General features: G+C 42.4%; 23 protein-coding genes and 1 riboswitch. Of the genes, 8 read left to right on the top strand and 15 right to left on the bottom strand.

Annotated features, from left to right (window positions below; genetic code table 11):
* Nucleotides 1-66: 66 nt before the first annotated feature.
* The 3 genes from H5181_RS02375 to H5181_RS02365 all read right to left on the bottom strand — a co-directional run bounded on the left by H5181_RS02375 (nt 67) and on the right by H5181_RS02365 (nt 2,475).
* The gene (locus H5181_RS02375) at nt 67-615 is read right to left on the bottom strand and encodes an HPP family protein (protein ID WP_182750107.1); all 549 of its coding nucleotides are present in this window, start codon (nt 613-615) and stop codon (nt 67-69) included.
* A gap of 163 nt (nt 616-778) precedes the next feature.
* The gene (yddG, locus tag H5181_RS02370) at nt 779-1,687 is read right to left on the bottom strand and encodes an aromatic amino acid DMT transporter YddG (protein WP_182750106.1); all 909 of its coding nucleotides are present in this window, start codon (nt 1,685-1,687) and stop codon (nt 779-781) included.
* Nucleotides 1,688-1,698: 11 nt separating this feature from the next.
* Nucleotides 1,699-2,475, bottom strand: a complete 777-nt coding sequence (locus H5181_RS02365) for a class I SAM-dependent methyltransferase (protein ID WP_041413813.1) — start codon at nt 2,473-2,475, stop codon at nt 1,699-1,701.
* Between the two features lie 130 nt (nt 2,476-2,605).
* On the opposite strand from H5181_RS02365, the gene H5181_RS02360 reads away from it, so the two are divergent.
* Nucleotides 2,606-3,451, top strand: a complete 846-nt coding sequence (locus H5181_RS02360; RefSeq protein ID WP_102035831.1) for a 23S rRNA (adenine(2030)-N(6))-methyltransferase RlmJ — start codon at nt 2,606-2,608, stop codon at nt 3,449-3,451.
* Between the two features lie 353 nt (nt 3,452-3,804).
* Here the strand turns inward: H5181_RS02360 and H5181_RS02355 are convergent, their stop codons facing one another.
* The 6 genes from H5181_RS02355 to H5181_RS02330 form a co-directional block, all read right to left on the bottom strand.
* The gene (locus H5181_RS02355; RefSeq protein WP_404948482.1) at nt 3,805-5,166 is read right to left on the bottom strand and encodes a M28 family peptidase; all 1,362 of its coding nucleotides are present in this window, start codon (nt 5,164-5,166) and stop codon (nt 3,805-3,807) included.
* A 91-nt stretch (nt 5,167-5,257) separates the two neighbouring features.
* On the bottom strand, nt 5,258-5,938 hold the full coding sequence (locus H5181_RS20655; protein ID WP_374702264.1) for a lytic transglycosylase domain-containing protein: 681 nt from the start codon (nt 5,936-5,938) through the stop codon (nt 5,258-5,260).
* 313 nt (nt 5,939-6,251) lie between these two features.
* Nucleotides 6,252-6,791 (bottom strand): hypothetical protein, encoded by a 540-nt coding sequence (locus H5181_RS02345; RefSeq protein WP_011639270.1) that lies wholly within the window; start codon nt 6,789-6,791, stop codon nt 6,252-6,254.
* Nucleotides 6,792-7,209: 418 nt separating this feature from the next.
* Complete coding sequence (locus H5181_RS02340) at nt 7,210-10,365, bottom strand: efflux RND transporter permease subunit (protein WP_182750103.1); 3,156 nt, start codon at nt 10,363-10,365, stop codon at nt 7,210-7,212.
* Nucleotides 10,366-10,374: 9 nt separating this feature from the next.
* The gene (locus tag H5181_RS02335; RefSeq protein ID WP_011639272.1) at nt 10,375-11,523 is read right to left on the bottom strand and encodes an efflux RND transporter periplasmic adaptor subunit; all 1,149 of its coding nucleotides are present in this window, start codon (nt 11,521-11,523) and stop codon (nt 10,375-10,377) included.
* A gap of 327 nt (nt 11,524-11,850) precedes the next feature.
* A complete protein-coding gene (locus H5181_RS02330) occupies nt 11,851-12,960 on the bottom strand; it encodes an MBL fold metallo-hydrolase (RefSeq protein ID WP_182750102.1) in 1,110 nt (369 codons plus the stop codon).
* A 96-nt stretch (nt 12,961-13,056) separates the two neighbouring features.
* Here H5181_RS02330 and H5181_RS02325 point away from each other — a divergent pair, with 96 nt between their 5' ends.
* The gene (locus H5181_RS02325; protein ID WP_123778123.1) at nt 13,057-13,674 is read left to right on the top strand and encodes a TetR/AcrR family transcriptional regulator; all 618 of its coding nucleotides are present in this window, start codon (nt 13,057-13,059) and stop codon (nt 13,672-13,674) included.
* A gap of 17 nt (nt 13,675-13,691) precedes the next feature.
* Here H5181_RS02325 and H5181_RS02320 read toward each other — a convergent pair whose 3' ends face one another.
* Together H5181_RS02320 and H5181_RS02315 are read right to left on the bottom strand one after the other, a co-directional pair.
* The gene (locus tag H5181_RS02320) at nt 13,692-14,378 is read right to left on the bottom strand and encodes a DNA-3-methyladenine glycosylase I (protein WP_182750101.1); all 687 of its coding nucleotides are present in this window, start codon (nt 14,376-14,378) and stop codon (nt 13,692-13,694) included.
* A gap of 97 nt (nt 14,379-14,475) precedes the next feature.
* Nucleotides 14,476-15,006: a thioesterase family protein gene (locus H5181_RS02315; protein ID WP_182750100.1), complete on the bottom strand. Its 531-nt coding sequence runs from the start codon at nt 15,004-15,006 to the stop codon at nt 14,476-14,478.
* Nucleotides 15,007-15,282: 276 nt separating this feature from the next.
* Nucleotides 15,283-15,452, top strand: a riboswitch (FMN riboswitch).
* 94 nt (nt 15,453-15,546) lie between these two features.
* Here H5181_RS02315 and ribB point away from each other — a divergent pair.
* From ribB to H5181_RS02300, 3 genes are all read left to right on the top strand, one after another.
* Nucleotides 15,547-16,203 carry a 3,4-dihydroxy-2-butanone-4-phosphate synthase gene (gene ribB, locus H5181_RS02310; RefSeq protein ID WP_011639277.1) on the top strand — a complete coding sequence of 219 codons (657 nt, stop codon included), beginning with the start codon at nt 15,547-15,549 and terminating at the stop codon, nt 16,201-16,203.
* 199 nt (nt 16,204-16,402) lie between these two features.
* The gene (locus H5181_RS02305; RefSeq protein WP_123882542.1) at nt 16,403-16,831 is read left to right on the top strand and encodes an N-acetyltransferase; all 429 of its coding nucleotides are present in this window, start codon (nt 16,403-16,405) and stop codon (nt 16,829-16,831) included.
* Between the two features lie 143 nt (nt 16,832-16,974).
* Entirely contained in the window at nt 16,975-17,361 is a 387-nt protein-coding gene (locus tag H5181_RS02300; protein WP_123882539.1) for a VOC family protein, read from the top strand.
* Nucleotides 17,362-17,424: 63 nt separating this feature from the next.
* On the opposite strand, the gene H5181_RS02295 is transcribed toward H5181_RS02300, so the two are convergent.
* From H5181_RS02295 to H5181_RS02285, 3 genes are read right to left on the bottom strand one after another with little or no spacing between them, the layout of a single operon-like run.
* The gene (locus tag H5181_RS02295; protein ID WP_182750099.1) at nt 17,425-18,288 is read right to left on the bottom strand and encodes an alpha/beta hydrolase; all 864 of its coding nucleotides are present in this window, start codon (nt 18,286-18,288) and stop codon (nt 17,425-17,427) included.
* Between the two features lie 15 nt (nt 18,289-18,303).
* Complete coding sequence (locus H5181_RS02290) at nt 18,304-18,513, bottom strand: helix-turn-helix transcriptional regulator (protein WP_011639279.1); 210 nt, start codon at nt 18,511-18,513, stop codon at nt 18,304-18,306.
* A complete protein-coding gene (locus H5181_RS02285; RefSeq protein ID WP_245423169.1) occupies nt 18,513-19,088 on the bottom strand; it encodes a DUF2975 domain-containing protein in 576 nt (191 codons plus the stop codon). Before H5181_RS02285 ends, H5181_RS02290 begins: the two co-directional genes overlap by 1 nt.
* 341 nt (nt 19,089-19,429) lie before the next feature.
* Here H5181_RS02285 and H5181_RS02280 point away from each other — a divergent pair, with 341 nt between their 5' ends.
* Both H5181_RS02280 and H5181_RS02275 read left to right on the top strand, forming a co-directional pair.
* On the top strand, nt 19,430-19,786 hold the full coding sequence (locus H5181_RS02280) for a MerR family transcriptional regulator (protein ID WP_102037852.1): 357 nt from the start codon (nt 19,430-19,432) through the stop codon (nt 19,784-19,786).
* Nucleotides 19,787-19,844: 58 nt separating this feature from the next.
* A complete protein-coding gene (locus tag H5181_RS02275; RefSeq protein WP_182750098.1) occupies nt 19,845-20,222 on the top strand; it encodes a carboxymuconolactone decarboxylase family protein in 378 nt (125 codons plus the stop codon).
* Nucleotides 20,223-20,359: 137 nt separating this feature from the next.
* Here the strand turns inward: H5181_RS02275 and prlC are convergent, their stop codons facing one another.
* Nucleotides 20,360-22,399, bottom strand: coding sequence for an oligopeptidase A (gene prlC, locus H5181_RS02270; RefSeq protein ID WP_182750097.1), 2,040 nt, complete (start codon nt 22,397-22,399; stop codon nt 20,360-20,362).
* Nucleotides 22,400-22,847: 448 nt separating this feature from the next.
* On the opposite strand from prlC, the gene H5181_RS02265 reads away from it, so the two are divergent.
* Nucleotides 22,848-23,531, top strand: coding sequence for a hypothetical protein (locus tag H5181_RS02265; RefSeq protein ID WP_245423170.1), 684 nt, complete (start codon nt 22,848-22,850; stop codon nt 23,529-23,531).
* Nucleotides 23,532-23,539 lie beyond the last annotated feature (8 nt).

Genomic DNA, 23,539 nt, shown 5'->3' with positions numbered 1-23,539 from the left:
ACTTAAAAATAAGTCATTGAAATAAACGAGTTGCGGTCACGACATAATACCTATCACACCGGATGCTTACACCCAATAAACAGGATAGTGACGCTTAGGATCTGTGGAAAGATTATTCACTACCAACGCAACGATCAAGAGTAATACCGTACCTAAAAACACGGGCATTAAGGCATAGAGAAAACCGAGCTGATGAACGTTTTCACCACCAATCACGGCAATCAACGCTGTAGCACCACCGGGCGGATGTAGGGTTCTGGTTAGGTACATTAACGCAATAGATAGCGATACAGCCAAAGCGCAGGCTAGCACTATATAATCAGTAAAAACTTGATAAACCGCAACACCTATTAACGCTGATATTACGCTGCCACCAATTAAATTACGGGGCTGAGAAAACTCCGCTAACGGAGCACCGTAAACCAACACAGCTGACGCACCAAAAGACCCTATTACAAACATACTGCCCATAGGATTAGCGGCCGTATAAAACGCTAAACCAGCAACTAAGTAAATACCACAAAATGCGCCAATCCATGACCAAACAATTTTCTTTAGCGGTTGCCTAGGAGGACAAATGTCCTTTGATCGCATGCGAGTAAAATAGAATCTCATTATGTTAATCCGAGTATATAGCCTAATACATTATTGACGATGTCATTCGTAAACAGCAAATTAGCGCTAAAGAAACACAATTGCAATTACACCCAACCAAAATCCTTTTGGAAATAAGGTAATGCTACTTTAGTGATCTAGTGATGATCTAATGATGTGAATATTAATGAGGTAAAGACGGTTTTTTGGTTCTAGTGACTAAAAAACAAATGAGGGAACCTAACGTGACCAATGCTACACCCTGCCAAAATGATCCCGTAAGTGAAATAGACAAATAAACAGAAGCAAACATGGTCGAAAACACAGGGGTAAAATATGACAAGGTGCCTAACAATATAATATTTCCACCAATAATGGCCTGGTTCCACAAAGCATAACCGGTGCCGATTACCATGCCAGCAAACAATAATGTAAACGTTGATGGTAAGGTGAAGTGTAAGCTGGGTTCATTACTCAAAAAATATTGTATCCACAACGTTACCGCAGTCGTGCTAAAAAACAGTGCAATCGCATTTTTTCCGTTACTGATTTTTTGAGTGACTACGCAATAAATTGCCCAAATAAATGCCGCAGAAAAGGCCATAGAATAGGTTAATGGGTTGTCCGAAATATTACTTAACAACAGACTAGGTGAAATACCCTGGTCGCCAGCAATACACCAAGCAACACCTGTAAATGCCAATAAAATACTTGGGTAAACCAAAATATTCACTTTGTTACGACTCATCATGACACTTAATAATATCGTCAGCGCAGGCCATAAGTAGTTAATAATCGACATTTCCATTGCTTGCAGTCGGCTATTAGCCATGCCTAAAGATAATGCGAGGCAGATTTCATAAGTAACAAATAACCCACCGCCGATAAATAAATATCGCTTAGGGTAATCTTTTATTTTGGGTATTCCCATAACCGACATTAAAAATAGCGCACTGACGGTATACATCATTGCAGCGCCAGCAATGGGGCTAAATAATTCGGATAAATCGCGGATTAATGCCGTGACGGTACTCCACAGCAAAATGGCAATAACGCCATAAAACGTATACTTATTATCGCGAATATAAGACATCAAACCCACCGTTATTTCATCGCGGATTTTACATAGACATCAAAGCGGTTTTTCTTGGTGGCGATAACCATACTCGGTTTAACACCATCCAAGTCCTCTGCGTAATCAGGGCGTTTTACTACCACGCGCTTAGTGGCGAGTGCCATTGCGGGTGCTAACAGTCCATCGGCATCTAAGTCTGCGCCAACCAAAGTTTGGAACACGCGCATTTCTTTTTTAACCAGAGCTGATTTTTCGCGGTGTGGGTACATTGGGTCTAAATACACCACATCAATTTCAGTGCCCGATGATTGAGCTGCGTCGGCTAACGCGCTGATACTTGAACCGTGAAATAAGCTCATCAAATCGCGCATCCACTCGCCTATTTCGGCGTCTTCATAAGCGCGGCGTAAACCATCTTCAAGTAATGCTGCAACTACAGGATGACGCTCAACCATAATCACTTTACAGCCAAGGCTAGCCAGTACAAAAGCATCTCGGCCAAGCCCTGCGGTGCCATCTACTACGGTGGGTGTTACCCCTTGCTTTAGTCCGACAGCTTTGGCAATAGACTGACCTCGGCCACCACCAAACTTACGGCGATGCGCTACAGCACCAGACACAAAGTCAACGCTAATGCCGTCGAGTTTAGGTTCATCACGCTTATGCAAACTCAAACAGTTTTGATCGAAACGCAATTCAAAAGCGGCGTCTTTGTCCCACACCAACTGCCAGCGCTGGGCTATATCGACTAATGAAGGATACTGCTGATTAAAGAAGATCGGGGTCTGCAACAAGATGATTACCATGCCAATGTAAGAAACTACGCCATTATGCCAAAAGCCATCACCAGTGAACACCTATACCTCGCGCGCTAGAAAACTTATAATGTCGCTATTACACAGTTTTTGCTGTCTCATTTAGTAAATGGAAATGCCCATGCTCAGTTATCGCCACGGTTATCATGCAGGCAATTATGCCGATGTACTTAAGCACTCAATGCTTATTCAAGTATTAAAAGCGATGCAGAAAAAAGATAAACCTTATGTGTATATCGATACTCATGCAGGTGCAGGTGCCTACTCATTAACCGATGAGTTCGCCCAAAAAACCGGCGAGTATTTAGAGGGTGTTGCCAAACTATGGGACCACGCTAATTTACCCACTGCATTGGCCAACTATGTTGAAACTGTGCAGCACTTTAACGCTGAGTTTGATGGCGAGTTAACCGTGTACCCTGGCTCACCGGCTATTGTAGATGTTGAGCTTCGTCCGCAAGATCGTATGGTGTTACACGAACTGCATGGTACTGACCATGAGTTATTAGCAGATTATTTTGTGGAAGACAGACAAGTCAAAGTCATTAAAGGTGATGGTTTACAGGGATTAATTGCCGCTGTACCGCCATTAGAACGTCGTGGGGTGATATTAATTGACCCAAGCTATGAAATGAAAACTGACTATCAAGATGTTGCTCAAGCCATCATTAAAGCCCACAAACGCTTTGCTACCGGGACATTTCTTTTATGGTATCCGGTGGTTAAACGTGAGCAAACAGAAGCTATGCTAACGCTGCTCAAAAATAGTGGCATTAAGAAACAACTGCGTATTGAGCAAGGCATTAGCGCCGACAGTGACGAGTTTGGTATGACAGCTGCGGGTTTATGGGTAATTAACCCTCCTTGGCAAATGGATGTATTGGCTAAAGAAGCATTAGATTACTTAGCGCCTTTACTAGGCGGTGCCGACGGAAGCATTAGCGTAAAGTGGGAAGTAGGCGAGTAAGACTTTCTACCCGCAAAAGATGTGAGTTTATTGTCGTATCAGATCCTAACTATCTTTATTGAAATAACACACAAATTTCAAATGGAATTAACCTGCAGGCTCAATGGTTCTCCGTCCGAAGTGTCCGAAATAGCGTGATGAAAATGCCGTAGTGACATCATGGATGATGGCACAGGCTCAGGGGTGCATGGATGTACCATCTGAGCCGTTAGGCGATTTTTATTATGCTATGAGGATCAACACTTTGTCGGAGCTGCGGGGGAGATCCAAGAGGGGAAGCAGTTTTCCCCTCTTGGTCGGGTGTGGGCGAAGCGCCACGACCTTGATGTTATTTATTGACGTATGACTGAGCATTACTTAAAAAACGCGCCTGCCGCACCAGGGAATACCACAGGGCTAACATTACCATTCGCGGCAACACTCGCGACACCAAACAAATAATTGTCGATAACCATATTATCTAACGTGAACTGATTAACCTTGCCGACATAGCGGCTATGAGTCCATTCAGCTACCGTTGTTGAGCGCCAATATACGCGATAACCGACAACCGTGTTGTCGTCACTACTGGCCCAACTTAATGTGGTACTTGGTGAGACTTGCCCTGCAATGGTCACCTTAGTTGGTGGCGCTGGGGCCCATGCTTGTGACGCTAAACTTAACGCATTAAGCGCAGTCAGTTTGGCGGTAAAATCAAAATCCACTCCTTCAATCACATCGCCATACGCAATGCCGTTTTCAACGCGAATATCTTGATGTTGGCGATTATAGTTCTCGTTGGTTTCCATAATCCGCACGGCAGGCAAACCAGCCTGATTAAACGGTAAATGATGCCCACCACGACCAAAACGATCGAGTCGATACACCAGCATCACCTCTAAATTAGTCATGTACTGGTCGGCTAGTGATTTAATTTTACGGGCTAAATTGCGTGAAGCAGAATCATTTTCGCCGCCACTAAAATAGCGTTCTTTGGCTTCATCTGCGGTTTCGGCAAAACGTACGCCTTCAGAAAACACCCGCACACTACTGTTATTGACCACCCCATTGATACCAGCAATATTGCCTATCATGTCGTTATTCAATACAGCTTGTACTTGCCACCCTTGTGCTTTAGCGTAATCGGCTAAAATATTGCCGCCATACAAACCTTGTTCTTCGCCCGACAATGCAGCATAAACAATAGTGCCGTTAAATTGGTATTTTGATAATACTCGCGCTGCTTCTAACGCCCCTGCCACACCGGATGCATTGTCGTTAGCACCAGGAGAAATTGAGGTAGCATCCAACACATCACTAACACGTGAATCAATGTCGCCGCTCATCATCACTACACGCTTAGGATCCGTTTTACCGCGCTGAATCGCGATAACGTTAACTACTTCGGTTGGATTTTCGATTCGTTTACCTTGAACAGTGTCGCCCACTGTCACCACTTCTAAACAGCCACCACATTCTTTTGATATACGATTAAACTCAGCCTCAATCCAACGTCTAGCAGCACCGATACCTTGAGTGTCAGATGTGGTATCAGACAAAGTGTGCCGAGTACCAAAACCGACTAAGGTGCGAAGATCTTGTTCAATACGCTTAGCTTGTGGTGCGGTAGCGATGTCGTATAAACGCACATCTTCTTGTGATGGGGCTACAAACGATGATTTGTCGGCAGCAAATGCAGGCACGGTTACAGCACCCAATATCAACAACCCAGCCATGCCCGCTAAACAATAACCGTTGTTACGACTGAGTTTGACCCGCTTAGGTTGTACTTTATGAATTAAATGGTTCATTAATAAATACCTTAAGTTAACTGGCTAATGCTTTTTGGTAGCGTTTTAATAATATTTTTACGCGCTTCACATAAGCTTGTGTTTCAGGATAGGGCGGTATACCGCGGTATTGCATCACCGTTGTTGGACCAGCATTGTATGCCGCACAAGCAAGGTCAATGTCGCCGTCAAATTTGCTTAATAATTGCGCAAGATAACGACTGCCACCACGAATATTCTGTTGAGCATTAAAAGGATCATCAACGTCCATATCGCTAGCGGTACCTGGCATTAATTGCATTAAGCCTTTGGCACCGGCTTTGGATAACGCGCCAATTTTAAACGCTGACTCGGCATGGATCACTGCTCGAATAAGTGCAGGATCAAGCTGATACTGCCGCGCGGCTAAAGCCACATCGGTTGCAAAATGTGAGGTAAATAATGGGATTTTATACCAATCGATAACCGAATCGACCCGGCATGCAAAACATTCATACAATAATACTTGGTAGTCTGCATCCAGCGGTTGTTGATCGCTAAACACCATCACCCCATTGGTTTGCTTGTATTGAAACACTTTACGCTTTTCCACGCCTAAATCACTGACAATACCATTTTCGGAGTAACTGGCCTTAACGCGAGGCTTACTCGATACTGAGCCCGTTTTTGTTAACGAATAATTATTGGTTAACGTACGCGGTTTTTGTTTATCGCCCACATAGCCAGCATTCAACGACAGCTGATCATTAATTGATTGCTCATCGGCAGGCTTAGTGTTGCGGCGACTCAACACGTTATATGTTTCTATCGTTGGCGCTAGGTGATTTTCAGCGGTGGTAGTTTGAGATTGCTGTAACGATAACTGCTTTTTTGCTGCGGCTTGCTGAGGAATATACTTAGCTTTAATTTGTGGCTTTTCAACGTCTTCCACGGCAGGATAAACCACTTGCTTGGCTTGTATAGGGACACAAATACAAGCCAACAACGTAGCGATACCTAATAGCGTCTGCCGATTACGCCATGTCATTTGACTATTCCTGCACTTGATCGAATATCGGCATCGGCGCGATACGGGCGAACTTTGCTACTGCCGAACCGGGAAAAATTTTAACACCACTGTTTAACTCATCTACAGCTTTACGGTAAAAGTCTTCCGCGTGGACAAAGTCGAGCTCTAGCTGTATATATTCGGCGAGCTGATCGGCACACAGTTTGTCTTTATTCACCGTAGCTAATAATGCTTCTAAACCTTGATCAATCTGTTGCCAAGCGGCTATCGATACAGACAACGAGCCACCAGCCATATTTGACTCTTCAATCGGTTGCTCCCAATCGTGTTCGGGCTGTAACTGTTTTAGTAGCTCCAACTGGGCTTGTTGGTCATCTGTTAAAGGGCGTGGATAAGATGGTTTTTCCTGACATAGCTCGGTAAACAATGTCAGTCTTTTATCAATTTTTGAGTCGATCACTTTTAGCGCTTCAATGGCTGAAGTGCGTTTTTTGAGTAAACTGGCATACCAAAGATAAGCCAGAATAGCGGCTAAAGTGAAGCTTATAAAAAGCACCTGCATGGTGACATCCTTTATTATTGTTATTCACTATCATAATCATTATTTAATCAAAAGTTCATCTTTATCGGCGATACCTTTGCTAAAAAGAAACCACAAAAGAGTAAGCCAAACACCAATAGATGTTAATAAGCTGTTTTGATTCAGATCTTAACTATAACACAAACAACAGTACTAGCACGGTTGAATACTGTACAGTTTAAATTTTAATCTTTAACTTTATCAACTACCTAAAATCATTTTCACAAGAGTGTTTTTTAAACACATTTAAAGTTTTCTCTGCTCAAATAATCAAAATATCGTTTAATAATGCTGACTTAACACCATTAACGCTATTTATTAGCAGCTGCATCAATAGAGAAACAATAGTCACAAAAAAGCCCAGTAAAACTGGGCTTTTAACAATCAATAATGTAAAAAATTAAATATCTTTTCTATCATTATCAACTTTTTCATTTTCCTCTTCAGTGGGTTTTTCACGCTTACTGAAAATGCGTTCAACCACCACAAAGAATAACGGCACAAAGAAGATACCTAAGAAGGTGGAGGTCATCATACCGCCCAATACCGCAGTACCGATGGCATTTTGGCTACCAGAGCCTACTCCTGAGCTAATCGCTAATGGCACAACACCTAGACCAAATGCTAAAGAGGTCATTAGAATTGGGCGTAAACGTACTCTAACAGCATGCAAGGTTGCCTCAATTAAGCCAGAACCTTTCTCGTAGTATTCCTTAGCAAACTCGACAATTAGAATGGCATTTTTAGTCGCCAAGCCCACCGTGGTTAGCAAGCCTACTTGGAAAAATACGTCATTAGGCAGACCACGAGCACTCATTGCCAGCAAGGCACCAATAATCCCGAGTGGAACAACTAAAATGACCGATAATGGTACCGACCAGCTTTCATACAATGCAGCTAACACTAAAAATACGATTAAAATAGATAAGGCATATAAGCTAGGCGCTTGGTTACCCGATAAACGCTCTTCGTACGACAAACCATTCCACTCTAAGCCATAGCCAGGTGGAAGCTTCTCAGCCATTTTTTCAAGTGCATCCATCGCAGCACCGGTACTGTAGCCCGGGGCGGTAGCACCTTGAATATTAACCGCAGGCACACCGTTAAAACGTTGTAACTGAGGAGAACCAAACTCCCAGGAACCTGATGCGAATGCCGAAAATGGCACCATTTCACCATTATTGTTGCGCACATACCAAGAGTCTAAGTCGCCAGGTTGCATACGATATTTAGCCTCACCCTGGATATAAACCTTTTTCACTCGCCCACGGTCGATAAAGTCATTCACATACGACCCACCCCACGCGGTACCCAAGACACTGTTCACACTATTAATATCAATGTCTAATGCACGTAATTTGGCGTGATTAACATTAATTTTATAGATGGGCGCATCTTCTTGGCCATTTGGACGCACCCCAACAAGGTTAGGGTTTTGTGCAGCCATACCTAATAATTGATTACGCGCCTCAATTAACTTGCCATGTCCTTGACCATTTAAGTCTTTTAAGTAGACGTCAAAACCATTTGCGGTACCCAGTTCAATCACTGATGGCGGCACAAAAGCAAACACTAACGCTTCTTTAATTTGCATAAAACGGCCCATGGCTCGACCCGCTAACGACTTAACATCTTCACCAGGCGCTTCACGTGTGGACCAATCTTTTAGGCTCACAAACGCAATACCCATGTTTTGACCAGAACCCGCAAAACTAAAGCCCGCAACAGTAAACACTGAATTTACCAGGTCTTTTTCTTCGGTAAGGTAATAGTCGGATACATCTTTTAATACCTTAACCGTGCTTTCTTGGGTTGAGTTGGTTGGCAAAATAGCTTGAGTGAACAAGATACCTTGGTCTTCGTCGGGTAAAAATGCGGTTGGCATGCGTAAGAAAATCCAAGCCACTGCGATAACCAAGCCAACGTAGATCAACATGACGCGGAATGAGCGCTTTAAAATACTTCCCACACTTGATTCATAACGAGAGGTCATTGCATCAAACTTGCGGTTAAACCACCCGAAGAAACCAGTATCAGCGTGAGTATGACCTTTTTTAACTGGCTTTAGCATGGTGGCGCATAATGCTGGCGTAAGTACAATTGCCACAAACACCGACAAGGCCATCGCCGATACAATGGTGATCGAGAACTGACGATAAATAACACCAGTCGACCCAGACATAAATGCCATTGGTACAAATACAGCTGACAGGGTCAAACCAATACCCACTAAGGCACTGGTAATTTGATCCATCGATTTACGGGTCGCTTCCAGCGGACTTAAGCCTTCTTCCGACATCACGCGTTCGACGTTTTCCACCACCACAATTGCATCGTCCACCAGCAAACCAATGGCCAATACCATGGCAAACATGGTTAAAGTGTTGATGGTGAAACCAGCAGCGGATAGCACCGCAAACGTACCTAGCAATACTACTGGTACCGCAATGGTAGGAATAAGCGTTGCTCTGAAGTTTTGAAGGAACAGATACATAATCAAGAAGACCAATACAATGGCTTCAATCAATGTGTGCACAACACCTTCAATCGATTGCTCTACGAATGGCGTTGTATCATAGGGATAAACGACTTCAAGTCCCTGAGGGAAAAACTCCTTCATCTCATTAACTTTGGCTTTAATGCCTTCTGCCGTATCTAACGCATTCGCGCCTGTAGCCAGCTTGAATGCAAGGCCCGACGCTGGCTTACCATTGTAATATGAGTCAACCGCGTAGCTTTCTGCACCTAACTCAACTCTAGCAACATCGCCTAAATAAACGTTAGCACCTGATGAGTCAGATTTAACAATAATTTGCTTAAATTGCTCTGGGGTTTGCAAGCGGCTCTGTGCTGATACGGTCGCGTTAAGTTCTTGACCAGCAACCGACGGAGCACCACCTAATTGCCCTGCTGATATTTGGGCATTTTGCTCACGTATTGCCGCAACGATATCAATACTGGTTAATTTGTATTGAGTTAACTTAAACGGGTCTAACCAAATGCGCATTGCATACTGCGCACCAAATAACGTGATCTCACCCACACCAGGTACACGGCTCATTGGGTCTTGAACGTTGGCAGCAACATAATCAGATATATCGCTTTTGCCCATTGAACCATCTGCAGACACAAAGCCAAGCACCATTAAAAATCCAGAGCTAGATTTGTTAACTTTGACACCTTGCTGCTGAACCTCAGAAGGTAATAATGGCGTAGCCGCTTGCAGCTTATTCTGAACTTGCACTTGAGCAATATCAGGATCAGCCTCAGCATTGAATGTTAAGGTGATAGTGGCATTACCAAAACTGTCACTGGTCGATGAAATATAGCGTAAGTGATCAAGCCCAGTCATGCGCTGCTCAATCACCTGAGTGACTGTGTCTTCCATGGTTTTGGCAGAAGCACCAGGATAGAAAGCACTGATCACTACGGTTGGCGGGGCAATACTTGGATACTGCGCAATGGGTAAGCCTTTAATGGCTAACACACCAGCAAGCATAATTAATAATGCAATCACCCACGCAAAAATAGGGCGATCAATAAAAAAGCGAGCCATAATTATTCCCTACTTTTGTGGTTGATCAGCCGTTAACACCTGTGCAGATACTGGTGCACCAGGGCGGATTTTTTGTAATCCTTCGACAATTAATTTATCGCCAACAGACAAACCATCGACAATGCGCCATTGATGACCAATCACTTCAGCGGTTTGTACCACGCGCATTTCAACATTACTGTCTTGGTTTACTATCATTGCAACCGCTTGGCCTTTGCTATTACGGGTAATAGCACGTTGAGGCACTAAAATAGCCTGTGGGTCTTGGCCAGCATTTAATAGCGCACGCACATACATACCAGGTAATAATATACCGTCAGGATTAGGGAACTCGGCACGTAACGTCACGGAACCAGTAGTTTCATCTACATTAACTTCAGCAAATTGTAATGTACCTTGCTGATCATATGTGCTGCCGTCTTCAAGCAATAAGGTCACTTTAGCATTGTCACTTTTCAGTAACTGGCCTGAACGTAAATTGGCTTTTAAACGCAATAATTGTGCACTTGACTGAACGATGTCGATATTAATTGGATCGAGCTGTTGAATTGTCGCTAAGGTATTACTTTGATTAGCGGTAACTAACGCGCCAGCAGTAACAGATGACTTACCAATACGACCAGAAATCGGTGCTTTAACTTCAGTATATTCGGTGTTGATGGTCGCAGTATTAATGGCGGCTTTTGCTACCGTTACTGAAGCTTGCGCTTCTTTAAATAACGCTTCCGTCTCGTCAAAATCTTGCTTACTAACTGCATTGGTTTTGACTAATTTGGCATAACGCGCCGCCTTGGCTTTTGCTGAGGCTAAACCAGCATTTGCGCTAGCAAGATCGGCTTCTGCACTCACTAATGCCGCTTTATAAGTGGCTGCATCAATTTGATATAGAGATTGACCTTGTTTAACTTCGGTGCCTTCGGTAAAGGCACGCTTAGTGATAATACCTGACACTTGTGGACGCACTTCGGCTTCTAAAAAGGCACGACTGCGACCAGGTAATTCAACCTTAATCGCTTGCGAAATAGCTTCAACTGTCATCACGCCAACGGGTGTAGGTGGTCGCGGTTGCTGTGACTGGGCATTTTCATCCCCTTGACCACAAGCGGTAATCCATAATGCAGCAGAAATAACTGCGGCGACTTTCAATGCTTTGTGCATGAGTGCTCCTACTCCAATTTATTTTCAATATGACACCTCGGTCTTGAGGAATTTCATTTGAAAATAGCTAAAATTAACCTGTTAAATTTTCTGTGTACTTTATCGCATAGGTATAAAATTCAAACAACAAACCTAATGCGAATAAATTGTAAATAAATAATAAGTTTCAGTTATATATATTGAATATGTTATCAAACTGTAATCGTTACACGGGTAATCAAACAAAGATTACCTTTTAAGGCATTAAATACACTATTTGGTAACATGTTGGTAAAGTCAATTAATGCTTAAACTATCCATGTCTATGTTCACTGTTAATACATTAACTTAATTGCTGTTGATGACAACTTGATTTAATTCATCTGTATTTTGTGGTTCAAGCATAATGGCACGCCACCATAACTCGCTAGCTTGTGGATTGGCTAACATCACCGCTTGACCAAACTTTGGCGTAAGCAAGGTGACATTTTGCTGTTTTGCTAACTGGTTAATACGTTCAAAAGGCTCAAACCAATCATGCAATGCTAAATCAAAGGTGCCATTGTGTACTGGCATCATTGCCTTTGCTTGAACATCAATATGCGCCTGTAGACTTTGCTCTGGCAACATATGGATATCACTCCACAATTCATTATAGGCGCCAGTTTCAATCATGCTGAGATCAAATGGTCCATAACGCTCACCAATTTCTTTAAAGCCATTAAAATAGCCACTGTCTCCGCTAAAAAACACCTTATGTTGTAAGCCTTGAATCACCCAACTAGCCCATAAGGTTTGGTTACGATCAAGCAAGCCCCGGCCAGAAAAATGTTGTGCTGGCGTAGCGGTAATGCTCAAGCCATTTAATTCAACAGACTGCCACCATTCCAGTTCAGTCACTTGAATGGCATCTACGCCCCAAGTGGTTAAGTACTCACCCACTTTAAGTGGGGTCACAAAATGTTGCACCTTGGCAGCCAATTGCTCTATGGCAGCTCTATCAAGGTGATCGTAATGATCATGGCTAATAATCACCGCTTTTATTGCCGGTAAATCAGCAATACTGATTGGCGATTGATGAAAACGTTTTGGCCCAGCCCATTGCACTGGTGATGCTCGCTCGCTAAATACCGGATCAATCAATAAATATTCGCCATCAAGACGCATCAATAACGTTGAATGGCCTAAACGATAAACGGTGTCTTCCGTTGATTGAGCCAATATCTCTGGGGTCAATACTTCTAATGGAATCACACCTTGGGGAATGGGTGCTTGACGCTTTGTCGACCCATAAGCTTTGGCAATTGGCCATAAGCTGCTAATACCGGCTTGATAGACTTTTTCGGTATTGCTGAATATTTGTGCTTTATGTCCACGCGATGCAAACCAATATTTACTGATCAAAATAATGACAATCAGTGCACCAAGCACGACTAAAAGACTCATTAATATTTTCATCTATTGCTTCCAAAAGTAAACTACACGGTGTAGTTTAATAATCCTTTGTTGAAAAGTAAACTACTCAGTGTAAAATATTATAATAAGATCGCTTAGATGAAACCAATGAATACAGAAAAGCAAACACGCAGCCAGATTAAACGTGCCGCGATTATTGAAGCAGCCAGAACAACCTATAAAGAATTAGGGGTTGCGGCAACCAGTATGGATAAATTAGCCGAAGTAGCTGGAGTGTCTAAGCGAACAGTGTATAACCACTTTGCCACCAAAGAAGCCTTGGTGATGACCTTGATGACTGATTTATGGCAACAAGCATTATCTCAACCCTCTGTGGTATATAGCTCACATCAACCTTTGGCAGAACAGCTGCAGCAGTTGGTGCGTTTTGATATGGATTACATTCAATCAGAAGAGCACATTGAAGTTTCACGAATGGTGATTGGCCATCTGTTTTATACCACTGAAATGCAGGAAGAATTGCAAAAGGTTATTAAAGAAGAAACGGCTATTTTACGCTGGATAAAAGCAGCAACACTGGACGGACGCTTAACAGTGACGAATGTTGAACAGGCCCAGGCAGAAGTACAAAGCTTGATTAAAGGCCAATGTTTTTGGCCATTAATATTTCAAGTCGAAGAGCCATTAAACGATCAACAAAAAGATGACATTGCCGCCAGCATAGTAACCATGTTTTTATGCCGATATCAGGCATAAGCACATTGTTGGCTACTCTATACTCGGTTATCACCCACCCCGAACGAAATAATACGGCTGATATGCGCTAAACTCATGCCAGATTCTTGTTGCCAATGATTAAAAGCAGCTTGGGTTTGGCGTAAAGCGGTTTGCGATGTAAAGCCAGCATCAACGACGTTATAAGCAGTTAAATATGACTGCACATCTTGGCTTAGCAAAAACGTGTCTTTACCTATCGCACGTAAAAAATAAGGCCCGGTATTGCCACCTAAACGAGTGCCGCGCTTTTTAAGCATTTGCCACAAACCAGTAATATCATCACTTGGCCAATTCGCAATAAATTCTGCAAAACTGCCGTGTTCAACATTAATCTGCTGGATCATATAAGCATTATCAACAATTGCTTGGGTTTTCTTTTGATGCCGAATAAGTGCTGGGTCGGTTGCCCGTTGTTGAATTTGATCGGGTGACAGCATCAGCACTTTCATTGGCTCAAAGTCAAAAAAGGCTTTTTCATAAGCAGGCCATTTATTGTCAACCACTCGCCACACAAAGCCGCTTTGAAACACGCGTTTACTCATAACAGACAATAACTGCGCATCAGTATATTCGCTGATTTCATCGGCATCGAGACTGTCAGGCAGCAATGACTTAACTGCCGCTGATCCGCCTTTACGCTCACAAGCTCGCGCCCAAATATCACTGAACTTTTCTAATGCCACCGCGTAGCTCCTTTAACCCAACCAATAACCTGCCAATACGACAGATTAAGGCTTGTTGATCTTTAAAAATTACCATCGATACCAAAAACAACTAACGTTATATATTACGTTCTTTTTTTAGTTGTAAAAATTGTTTCCATTTAACCACTTCAGCAGGTATTTCAGGTGTGTCACCTGTGTAACCGGCAGCAGCAATTAAGGTTTCAATAGGCACTTGTTTACCTCGACATACAAACACACCACGGACATGCGCGATGCAATGTAAACCACGAGAGGTAAGCATACGATGCTCAATATAAAAGTATTTTTCATCCCAACCAACGATTTTTGTTTCAATGGTAAACTTCTCAAACGGCTTAATATCGCGGATATAAGTAAACTCTGCCGCATTCACTATCGGTAACCATTTATTTTTTAGAAACTGTTTCATCAAACCCATTTCGGCAATCAAATAGGTGCGCGCTAAATCCATAAAAGCAGGATAACGTGAGTTAGTTAAATGCATATTGATATCGCAATCTAACGGTAAAGCACGGTAATCAATTCGGCTAGTGCCTAAAAAACCAATACTTTTACAATGACCTATTCGCCATAAAAATAACAAAATAATACGAAAATACAGATTCATGCACGGTTACTCCTAATGTAAGCGCGACAGGCTAACAAAGGTCATACCAGCGAGCAAGCGGCTTTAACATCATTTGGTAGCACAAAATTGGCATTACACTTTATTTGTTACTCTTTTTGAGACTTATCCCCCTTTTCATCTGCGGCTTAACTGATTAACATAGCGAGGCGTTTTGATTAAATTGGCAGTGAGTTAACTGAGTTTCACGTAGCTTACTAACAATAACGCCGTAGTCGTTGAGTCGATTACAGCCAAATCAGCGCAAACAACATTGTTTATAATTCTCAGGGCGGGGCGCAATTCCCCACCGGCGGTAAACTTGAAAAAGTGAGCCCGCGAGCGCTCGATTCGTCGAGGTCAGCAGATCTGGTGACTTAGGTTTTACTCATGAGTAATGCCTAACAGTCCAGAGCCGACGGTTACAGTCCGGATGAGAGAGAATAGAGATACATCAATTAGCCTCGGCTTGTTGATGCAATTTGTTTTGGATTTATATCCCTCTTTACAAGCCCTGATTCTGGTCATTTTAGGAGTACAACCATGAATCAGTTATCACTACTTGCCGAATTTGGCGAACCAATCACCCGTGTAGAAAACGCATTAGCAGCGCTTAGAGAAGGCCGAGGCGTATTACTACTCGATGATGAAGATCGTGAAAATGAAGGCGACATTATTTATTCTGTCGAGCACTTAACCACAGCCCAAATGGCATTAATGATCCGCGAATGCAGCGGCATTGTGTGTTTATGCTTAACCGACGAACACGCCAACAAGTTACAATTGCCGCCAATGGTTATTAATAACAACAGCGCCAACCAAACTGCGTTTACCATCTCTATTGAAGCAAAGCATGGTGTTACCACTGGCGTTTCCGCACAAGATCGCGTGACCACCATTAAAACAGCGGCAAACCGCGATGCCAAAGCATCAGATTTGGCCCATCCAGGACACGTATTCCCATTGCGTGCTCGCGCTGGAGGAGTAATGTCTCGCCGAGGTCATACCGAAGGGACTGTCGACTTAATGCAAATGGCAGGTTTAATGCCAGCTGGCGTATTATGCGAACTGGCTAACGAAGATGGCAGCATGGCCAAAACACCAGAAATTATCGCCTTCGGCCTTAAGCACAACATGCCTGTACTGACCATCGAAGATATGGTGATGTACCGTAACCAGTATGATTTAAAGCTGGCGTAATTAATAAAGTCATTAATAGGCTGTCACAAGAGTGACGCACTATCAGATAAAAATAAGAGGCGCATTATTAAATGGCGCTTCTTTTTTTACATCTAATAAGTTATAAAAAAATATCTTAAATATAGATGAAGCTCTATTTGGCTTATAGTAATGTCATATTACAAGTCAAACGTCATAACCGATGCGCAACGAGGTATAAATGAGATGTGAATTTATTCCCGCGACCGAAAAAGACAAAACCTACCTACTCGATTTACGTAAATTAACCATGGTTGAGCATTTAGAAAAGTCTGGGCAGTTCTTGTCTGATGCGCAACATGAATATAGATTAAACGATGCTTATGAATGCTCTTATCTGGTCATGTATGCCAACGAGTTAATCGGGACGTTAAAATATCGAGTCAGTGAAGCTACAGTCGAAATCATGCAGATCCAAATCCATCCATTGTTTCAAAGGCAAGGATTTGGCCAAAAAATCTTACAACAAATTATCACAGACTCGAAGCCAAAATTGATTGAGTTAACTGTATTAAAACAGAACCCTGCGTTGCAACTATACAAAAGGTTAGGGTTTAAAATTACCGGTGAAGATCTGCACGAATATTTTATGCAAATTAGCAGCTCATAGACTCATTTCAACCCACATAAAAAATTGGCTATAACACTTTAAAAAAAGCATATTTGTAACGTTAACATATTACCCAGCAACCAATATTAGGACGCTAACCCTATAGCAGAACATGGTTTTAAACATGATATATGGAGGTTTACATGAAACGAGTCACAGGTATCGGCGGCATATTTTTTAAAGCAAAAGATGCACCTGCGTTGCAGGCTTGGTATAAGCGTCATCTCGGTATTGACGTTCAGGAATGGGGCGGCACTGCTTTTTCTTGGACCGACTCAAATGACAAGCCAACTGGTGGAACCACTATCTGGGCGGTAAGTTCAGAGAAAAGCGACCAATTTGCTCCAAGCCAAGCCCCATTTATGATCAACTACCGCGTTGAAGACCTTCACGCTGTCGTCGCCGCCCTCAAAGCAGAAGGCTGTAATGTGCTCGATAAAATAGATGAATCTGAATACGGCAAGTTTGCGTGGGTTATTGATCCAGAAGGAAACAAAGTCGAATTATGGCAGCCGCCTTTAGGTCAATAAAGGCTATTGTGGCTTAATGAATCTGTTCACATCCATGTGAAATTAACTTGGAGACAAACTAAATCACAATGCAGTAATAAACGTTTGATACTGACTCATGGTATTGGCATCGTCCAACATGCCTTGATGGCCAACATTGGGCACCATAATTAACTGCTTATTGGCTGACTGGCTAGCTACAAACAGTTTTTCAGACAGTTCAGGCGGGACCTCTTCATCATCTTCTGCCGCAATGACTAATAATGGCCCTTGATAATATTGCGCGACCACTTGCTTATTATCTGTTTTACGAAAATCTTCTGGCATTTCCAAAGTCATAAACGGTGCCATATACCAAGGTGTTTTTTCATCAACCCAGTCGTCGGCATTAGTTGCTGAACCGTGTAAAATCAGCGCATCTATTTTATTATTTTTTGCTAAATCAGCGGCAATAAAACTGCCTAGTGAGTAACCGTGCAATATCACTTTTTCAGGCTGATATTGCTGATGTAAATAATCCAGTTGTTGCTGTGCATCTGCAATAATATTGTTAATGCTTGGTTGGCCTTCACTTGCCCCTAATCCACGACGATCCATCACTAAAATGTCGGTATTAAGCGTCGATAATGTGGTAAGGGCAGACAGGCCATGTGGTTCGATTTTCATGCCGTTGCCTTGATAAAAGACCAATGTTGTAAGGCTATTGGGGTTATCAATATAAAAACCATTTAACTTAACGTGATCACTTGCCTCTAATCTAAGTGGGGTAATCAAATGATTAGGCATCGCCTGCTGTAATTGTTGAGTAAACTCAGCAGTAAACGCTACGGGGACTTCATCGCTGGCAATAAAAGTGCTTTCACTTAGGCGCATAGTACATGCTGAAGTAACCAGCACTGTGGTTCCTATCATTGCACCTGTGGTTATTTGTTTAAGCCAATTTTGCATATTATTTTCCTTAATTTACTCATCGTCCTTGTGGACTAAAATGTCACCTGGCGAGCATTGTAAATGCTGGCAAATAGCGTCTAGTGTCGAAAATCGAATAGCTTTTGCACGGCCACTTCTAAGCACTGACAAATTTTGAGGGGTTATGCCTATCAATTCTGCCAATTCAGTGGACTTCATTTTCCGCCTTGCCAGCATCACATCCAGCTCAATAATTATGGCCATTAAATTGTCAACTCCACCTCTTCTTGAAGCTCCGTTGCATGCTTCATGACCCATGCTACACAGTAAAAAATCATCCCGAAAAGTGCATACTTTAACTCTTGACTGCCAAGACTAAAATAAACAGGTACCGCACTAGATGTACCGCTAAAGTGCAATGTAAATGCGATGATCATGGGGTAAAAAAGGCTGAGTAAAATCCAGACTAAAAATACCAAGGCAATACGGCTCAAGCAGCGGAAGTTACTTGGAGTAAACACATGACCTTGCTGATACAGACCAAAAAGTTGGTAGAGAAAAGAGTAAATAAACAGGTAAGGTAGAATTTCAACACTGCCCAGAATGATCCCAGGATGAAATCCCGCATCATAAAGGCTTTGAGCGAGAGCTTGCCAAGGTGTACCAAAGTCGACAGCTAGATAACTACTAAACCAACCCCACCAATCAATGGTTAACACATATTCACCCGCTTGGAATTCTCCGAACACCATAGTTCCGCTATAACTAGTGACTTGTAATAAAGCTAAAAATACAATCAGCAATTTAATCCATTTACTTAACGAGACAATTCTATCCATGATCATTCTAAGCTGGTTAATGTTAAAACAAAGTTAACACACAAGCCCTTTATCAGCAATAAGTTATCGATAAACGATACTATTAAGATGTTAAATCTAATATACCTATTGGTGATAATCCAAAATCATCCGCTTGAATCACAATACATGGCTATCGTAATAAATGATTAAAGTGCCTATGCTATCAACTCGAGATAGATGACATAATTTTGTTGATAATGCTCAACAACTTTTACTCGATAGCTTTGTTTTACATCTATAACACATGAGAGCATAGTTAATAACTGATTGTATTATAAAGGTTTAACAGAAACAAAAATCATTAACTCAGGAGTAAAGTGATGAATATGAAAGCATTTTCGACGTTAGCCGGATTATCTTCATATACGCTGCGTTATTATGAAAAAGTCGGTTTACTCAACAACATTCAACGAAATAGCAGTGGCCATCGAGTCTACACAGCCAAAGACTTAGAATGGATTAATTTTGTCAAACGCCTGAAAGACACTGGGATGGCTTTAACCAAAATTCAGCAATATGCCCAATTGCGATCATTAGGGCCCGGTACAGTGTTAGACCGCCAACAACTACTTGAGTGTCACAAAGACCAGTTACAGGCTCACATTGAACTTCAGAAAAATCATTTACTGGCGTTAGAAAACAAAATTAGTTTGTATAAAGCCAATAAAGTCAGTTGACTTAGAGTTAACTCTAACTTGTAAGGTGTGACTTCTACTTATCGATAGGAGTACATCAATGCCAAACTCAAGATTCACTTTAGGTCTGGAACAATTGTCAAAAATTGACGGAGAAGCAGGTCATAATGTTATCGAAAGCCTACAAGATATCAGCCCTGACTTAGCCCGATTTACCATTGAATATCCGTTTGGCGATATCTATACCCGACCCGCGTTAGAGGTAAAGTCGCGAGAAATAGCCACTGTTGCGGCACTCACCGCTTTGGGCAATTGTAGGCCTCAGCTAAAAGTCCATTTAAATGCCGCTTTAAATGTTGGTTGCAGTGAAGAAGAAGTAAAAGAAGTGCTGTTACAAATGTCTGTTTATGCCGGTTTTCCTGCAGCGTTAAATGGCATGTTCGCGTTTAAAGAAGTCCTTCAAGAACGAAAGGCATGACCTGTGACAAATAAGGCTTAACAGGCAACAAATATCTCTCAAAATTATCTGAGTATATGAACCCTAAAAATAACAAAAAAGCATAAACCGAGGTTTATGCTTTTTTATGCTGAAGTCATTGGGGAATAGGGTTAAATCTACACCGCAATACCACTGTGACGTAATAAAGCATCTGTATTGGGTTCACGGCCCATAAAGCGTTTAAACAGCTCCATTGGCTCTTCACTGCCACCCATTTCAAGAATGTTGTTTAAGAAGCTTTTACCTGTTTCAGCATTAAAAATACCTTCAGCTTCAAAACGCGAGAACGCATCTGCCGATAATACTTCAGCCCATTTATAGCTGTAATAACCTGCAGCATAACCACCCGCAAAAATGTGAGCAAAACCGTGTTGAAAACGGTTAAAGCTTGGTGGGGTTAATACCGCTATTTGGCTACGCACTTGGTCTAAAATGCCTTGAATATCGACGCCTTTAGCGGGGTCAAACTCGTGGTGCATTCTAAAGTCGAACAGTGAAAACTCAAGTTGGCGCACCATCATCATGCCCGACTGGAAATTTTTCGCCGCTAACATTTTGTCTAACAATGCTTTTGGTAATGGTTCGCCCGTTTCATAGTGACCAGAAATTTCCGCTAATGCTTCTTCTTGCCAGCACCAGTTTTCCATAAACTGACTTGGTAGCTCTACCGCATCCCAAGGTACACCATTAATACCAGACACTCCGCCCACATCCACTTTGGTTAACATGTGATGAATGCCGTGGCCAAACTCATGGAACATTGTGGTGACTTCGTCATGGGTAAACAATGCCGGTTTGCCGTCGACAGGACCATTAAAGTTACAGGTTAAATAGGCCACCGGCTTTTGCAAACCAGTAGAGGTAACCCGGCGACCGCGACAATCGTCCATCCATGCGCCGCCACGCTTACCGCTACGAGCATACAAATCGAGATAGAAGCTGCCACGGTGTACTTTATCGGCATCATGAATATGGAAAAAACGTACATCTTTATGCCAAGTGTCTACGCCTTTTTGTTCGCTAATGGTTAAACCAAATAAGCGATTAACGGTATAGAACAAGCCTGACAAGACTTTGTCTTCTGGGAAATACGGACGCAATATTTCTTGCGATACTTCGTACTTGTGTTGTTGCAGTTTTTCAGCGTAAAAACTCAAATCCCATGAGGCCATTTCGGTCACGTTGTAATGATCTTTGGCAAAGGCACGTAGTTCGGCTAATTCAGTTGACGCTTGGTCTTTAGACCGTTCGCCTAACTCGTTTAAAAAGCCTAATACTTGTGCTGGGTTTTCTGCCATTTTGGTGGCTAACGATTTATCCGCATAACTGGCAAAACCGAGTAAATTGGCTAACTCATGGCGCAATGCCACAATTTCATTCATGTTATTGGTGTTATCAAACTCACCGGCATTAGGGCCTTGGTCAGATGCGCGAGTCACAAATGCACGGTAACACTCTTCGCGTAACTCACGGTTTTCGCTATAGGTCATTACGGGTAAATAAGACGGAAAGTCTAAAGTGAATAACCAACCTTTTTGCTCTTTGGCGTCTGCCATAGCTTTAGCTGCGGCGATGGCTGACTCAGGTAAACCCGCTAAGTCTGCTTCGTCGGTAATAAGCTTAGTCCACGCTTCAGTAGCATCTAACAGTTGATTAGAAAAGTTGCTGGTGAGTTCAGATAAGCGTTTAACCATTTCGCCATAGCGGGCTTTTTGACTGTCATCCAAGCCGATCCCCGACAATTCAAAGTCACGTAAGCTCTGCTCTATGACCATTTTTTGCGCTTGAGTTAACTGGGCAAAGTCTGCCGATTCGTGGATCGATTTATACGCCTCGTACAAACCTTGATGCTGGCCAACATAGGTGCCGTAATCTGACAACAACGGCAAACAAGCATCGTGAGCATCACGTAATTCATCACTACTGATCACCGAGTTCATGTGCGACACAGGCGACCACATTTTACTTAACTCATCATCAACGTCTTCAAGAGGCTCAATGAGATTGTCCCAAGTGTATTGGCTATTTTTTGCTAATAATACTTCAATAGTCTCACGACATTTGGCAATGGCTTGCTCAACTGCAGGCTGAATGTGTTCAGGTTTAATTTTTGAAAATTCTGGTAATTCTGCGCTACTTAGCAATGGATTGCTCATAAAGATTCCTCGAAATATGTCGCGTGAGTATTTAGCTTATATTGGGCTAATTGTTACCGTTTTCAAGCGTAGAAACAATTTATCCCGATACATATAACCTTAGTTTCGAGGCGATACACAGGCCTTATCATCACTAAGTTTGACCATATTATCGTTGATTCAACGTATAACAAGCTCAGTCACCTAACTGATTTGATCAACAAATAGAGTGACTAAGATCCCAATTTAATTTTACACTTAATTTACACAACTAATATTGACAGGCAGATCCCAAACGAGACTGATTATCATTTATTTTCCCACTAAAAGGGCTACCATTCGCTTGATTAAAAGCACTTTCCCATTTTTCGATATGAGCTCAATAAACATGAACTTCGATTTTTGCCTATCAAACCGCAACCATTATGCCCGCGCCTTTTGTTGTGCAATGGCTACGATGATGTGCTTGATGACATCCTCGTCAGCGTTCGCCACGGCAGAATACCAGCCGACTGCAGGGGTTGATGTTGCTTGGGAAAATAATTATGTCACTCAAGGTCGTAATAATTTAGAGCATGGCGGTATTGCATGGGCAGTGGCAAATATTGAACAAAACGACCTAGCTGTTTATGCCATTGTAGGGCGAGCAGACCAAGTGAATTATGTGGAATGGAACCTAGGGCTAGAATACACCTTACATCTCGCTAATAATATTGATGCCACAGTAGGCTACCAGCGCTTAGAATTTTATGGCGATGAGCGCTGTTCCGATAATGAATTTTTCGGCGCGTTAACGGTTAATGGATTAACTTGGTTTGTACCCGCTGTTAACTACACTTATGCAACCGAAGCTGGCGGCTATTTCATTGAACTGAGCATACATAGCCCATGGGAAATCAATCAACACTTCACTTTGACACCTTACATTGTTCAGGGATTTGATTATCAATACAGCAGTGAAGAACACAACGGCGCTAACCATTTCCAATTTGGACTAGAAGCCGAACAAAAGTTGAATGATTCAATGGCATTATCTGCACACATTAGCCACAGCATCGCTCAAGGAGATATTAAGCAACAAGCCAGTGCCGATGATATTCAGGGCAGTTTAGATCAAACCTATGCAGGGGTGCATTTCAAACTGAGTTTTTAAGCTTTGCT

This window comes from Shewanella sp. SG44-2 (genome assembly GCF_014164215.1).
Lineage (GTDB): Bacteria > Pseudomonadota > Gammaproteobacteria > Enterobacterales > Shewanellaceae > Shewanella > Shewanella frigidimarina.
The sequence above is the reverse complement of the archived record's forward strand: the minus strand, read 5'-3'. Positions and strand labels throughout refer to the sequence as shown.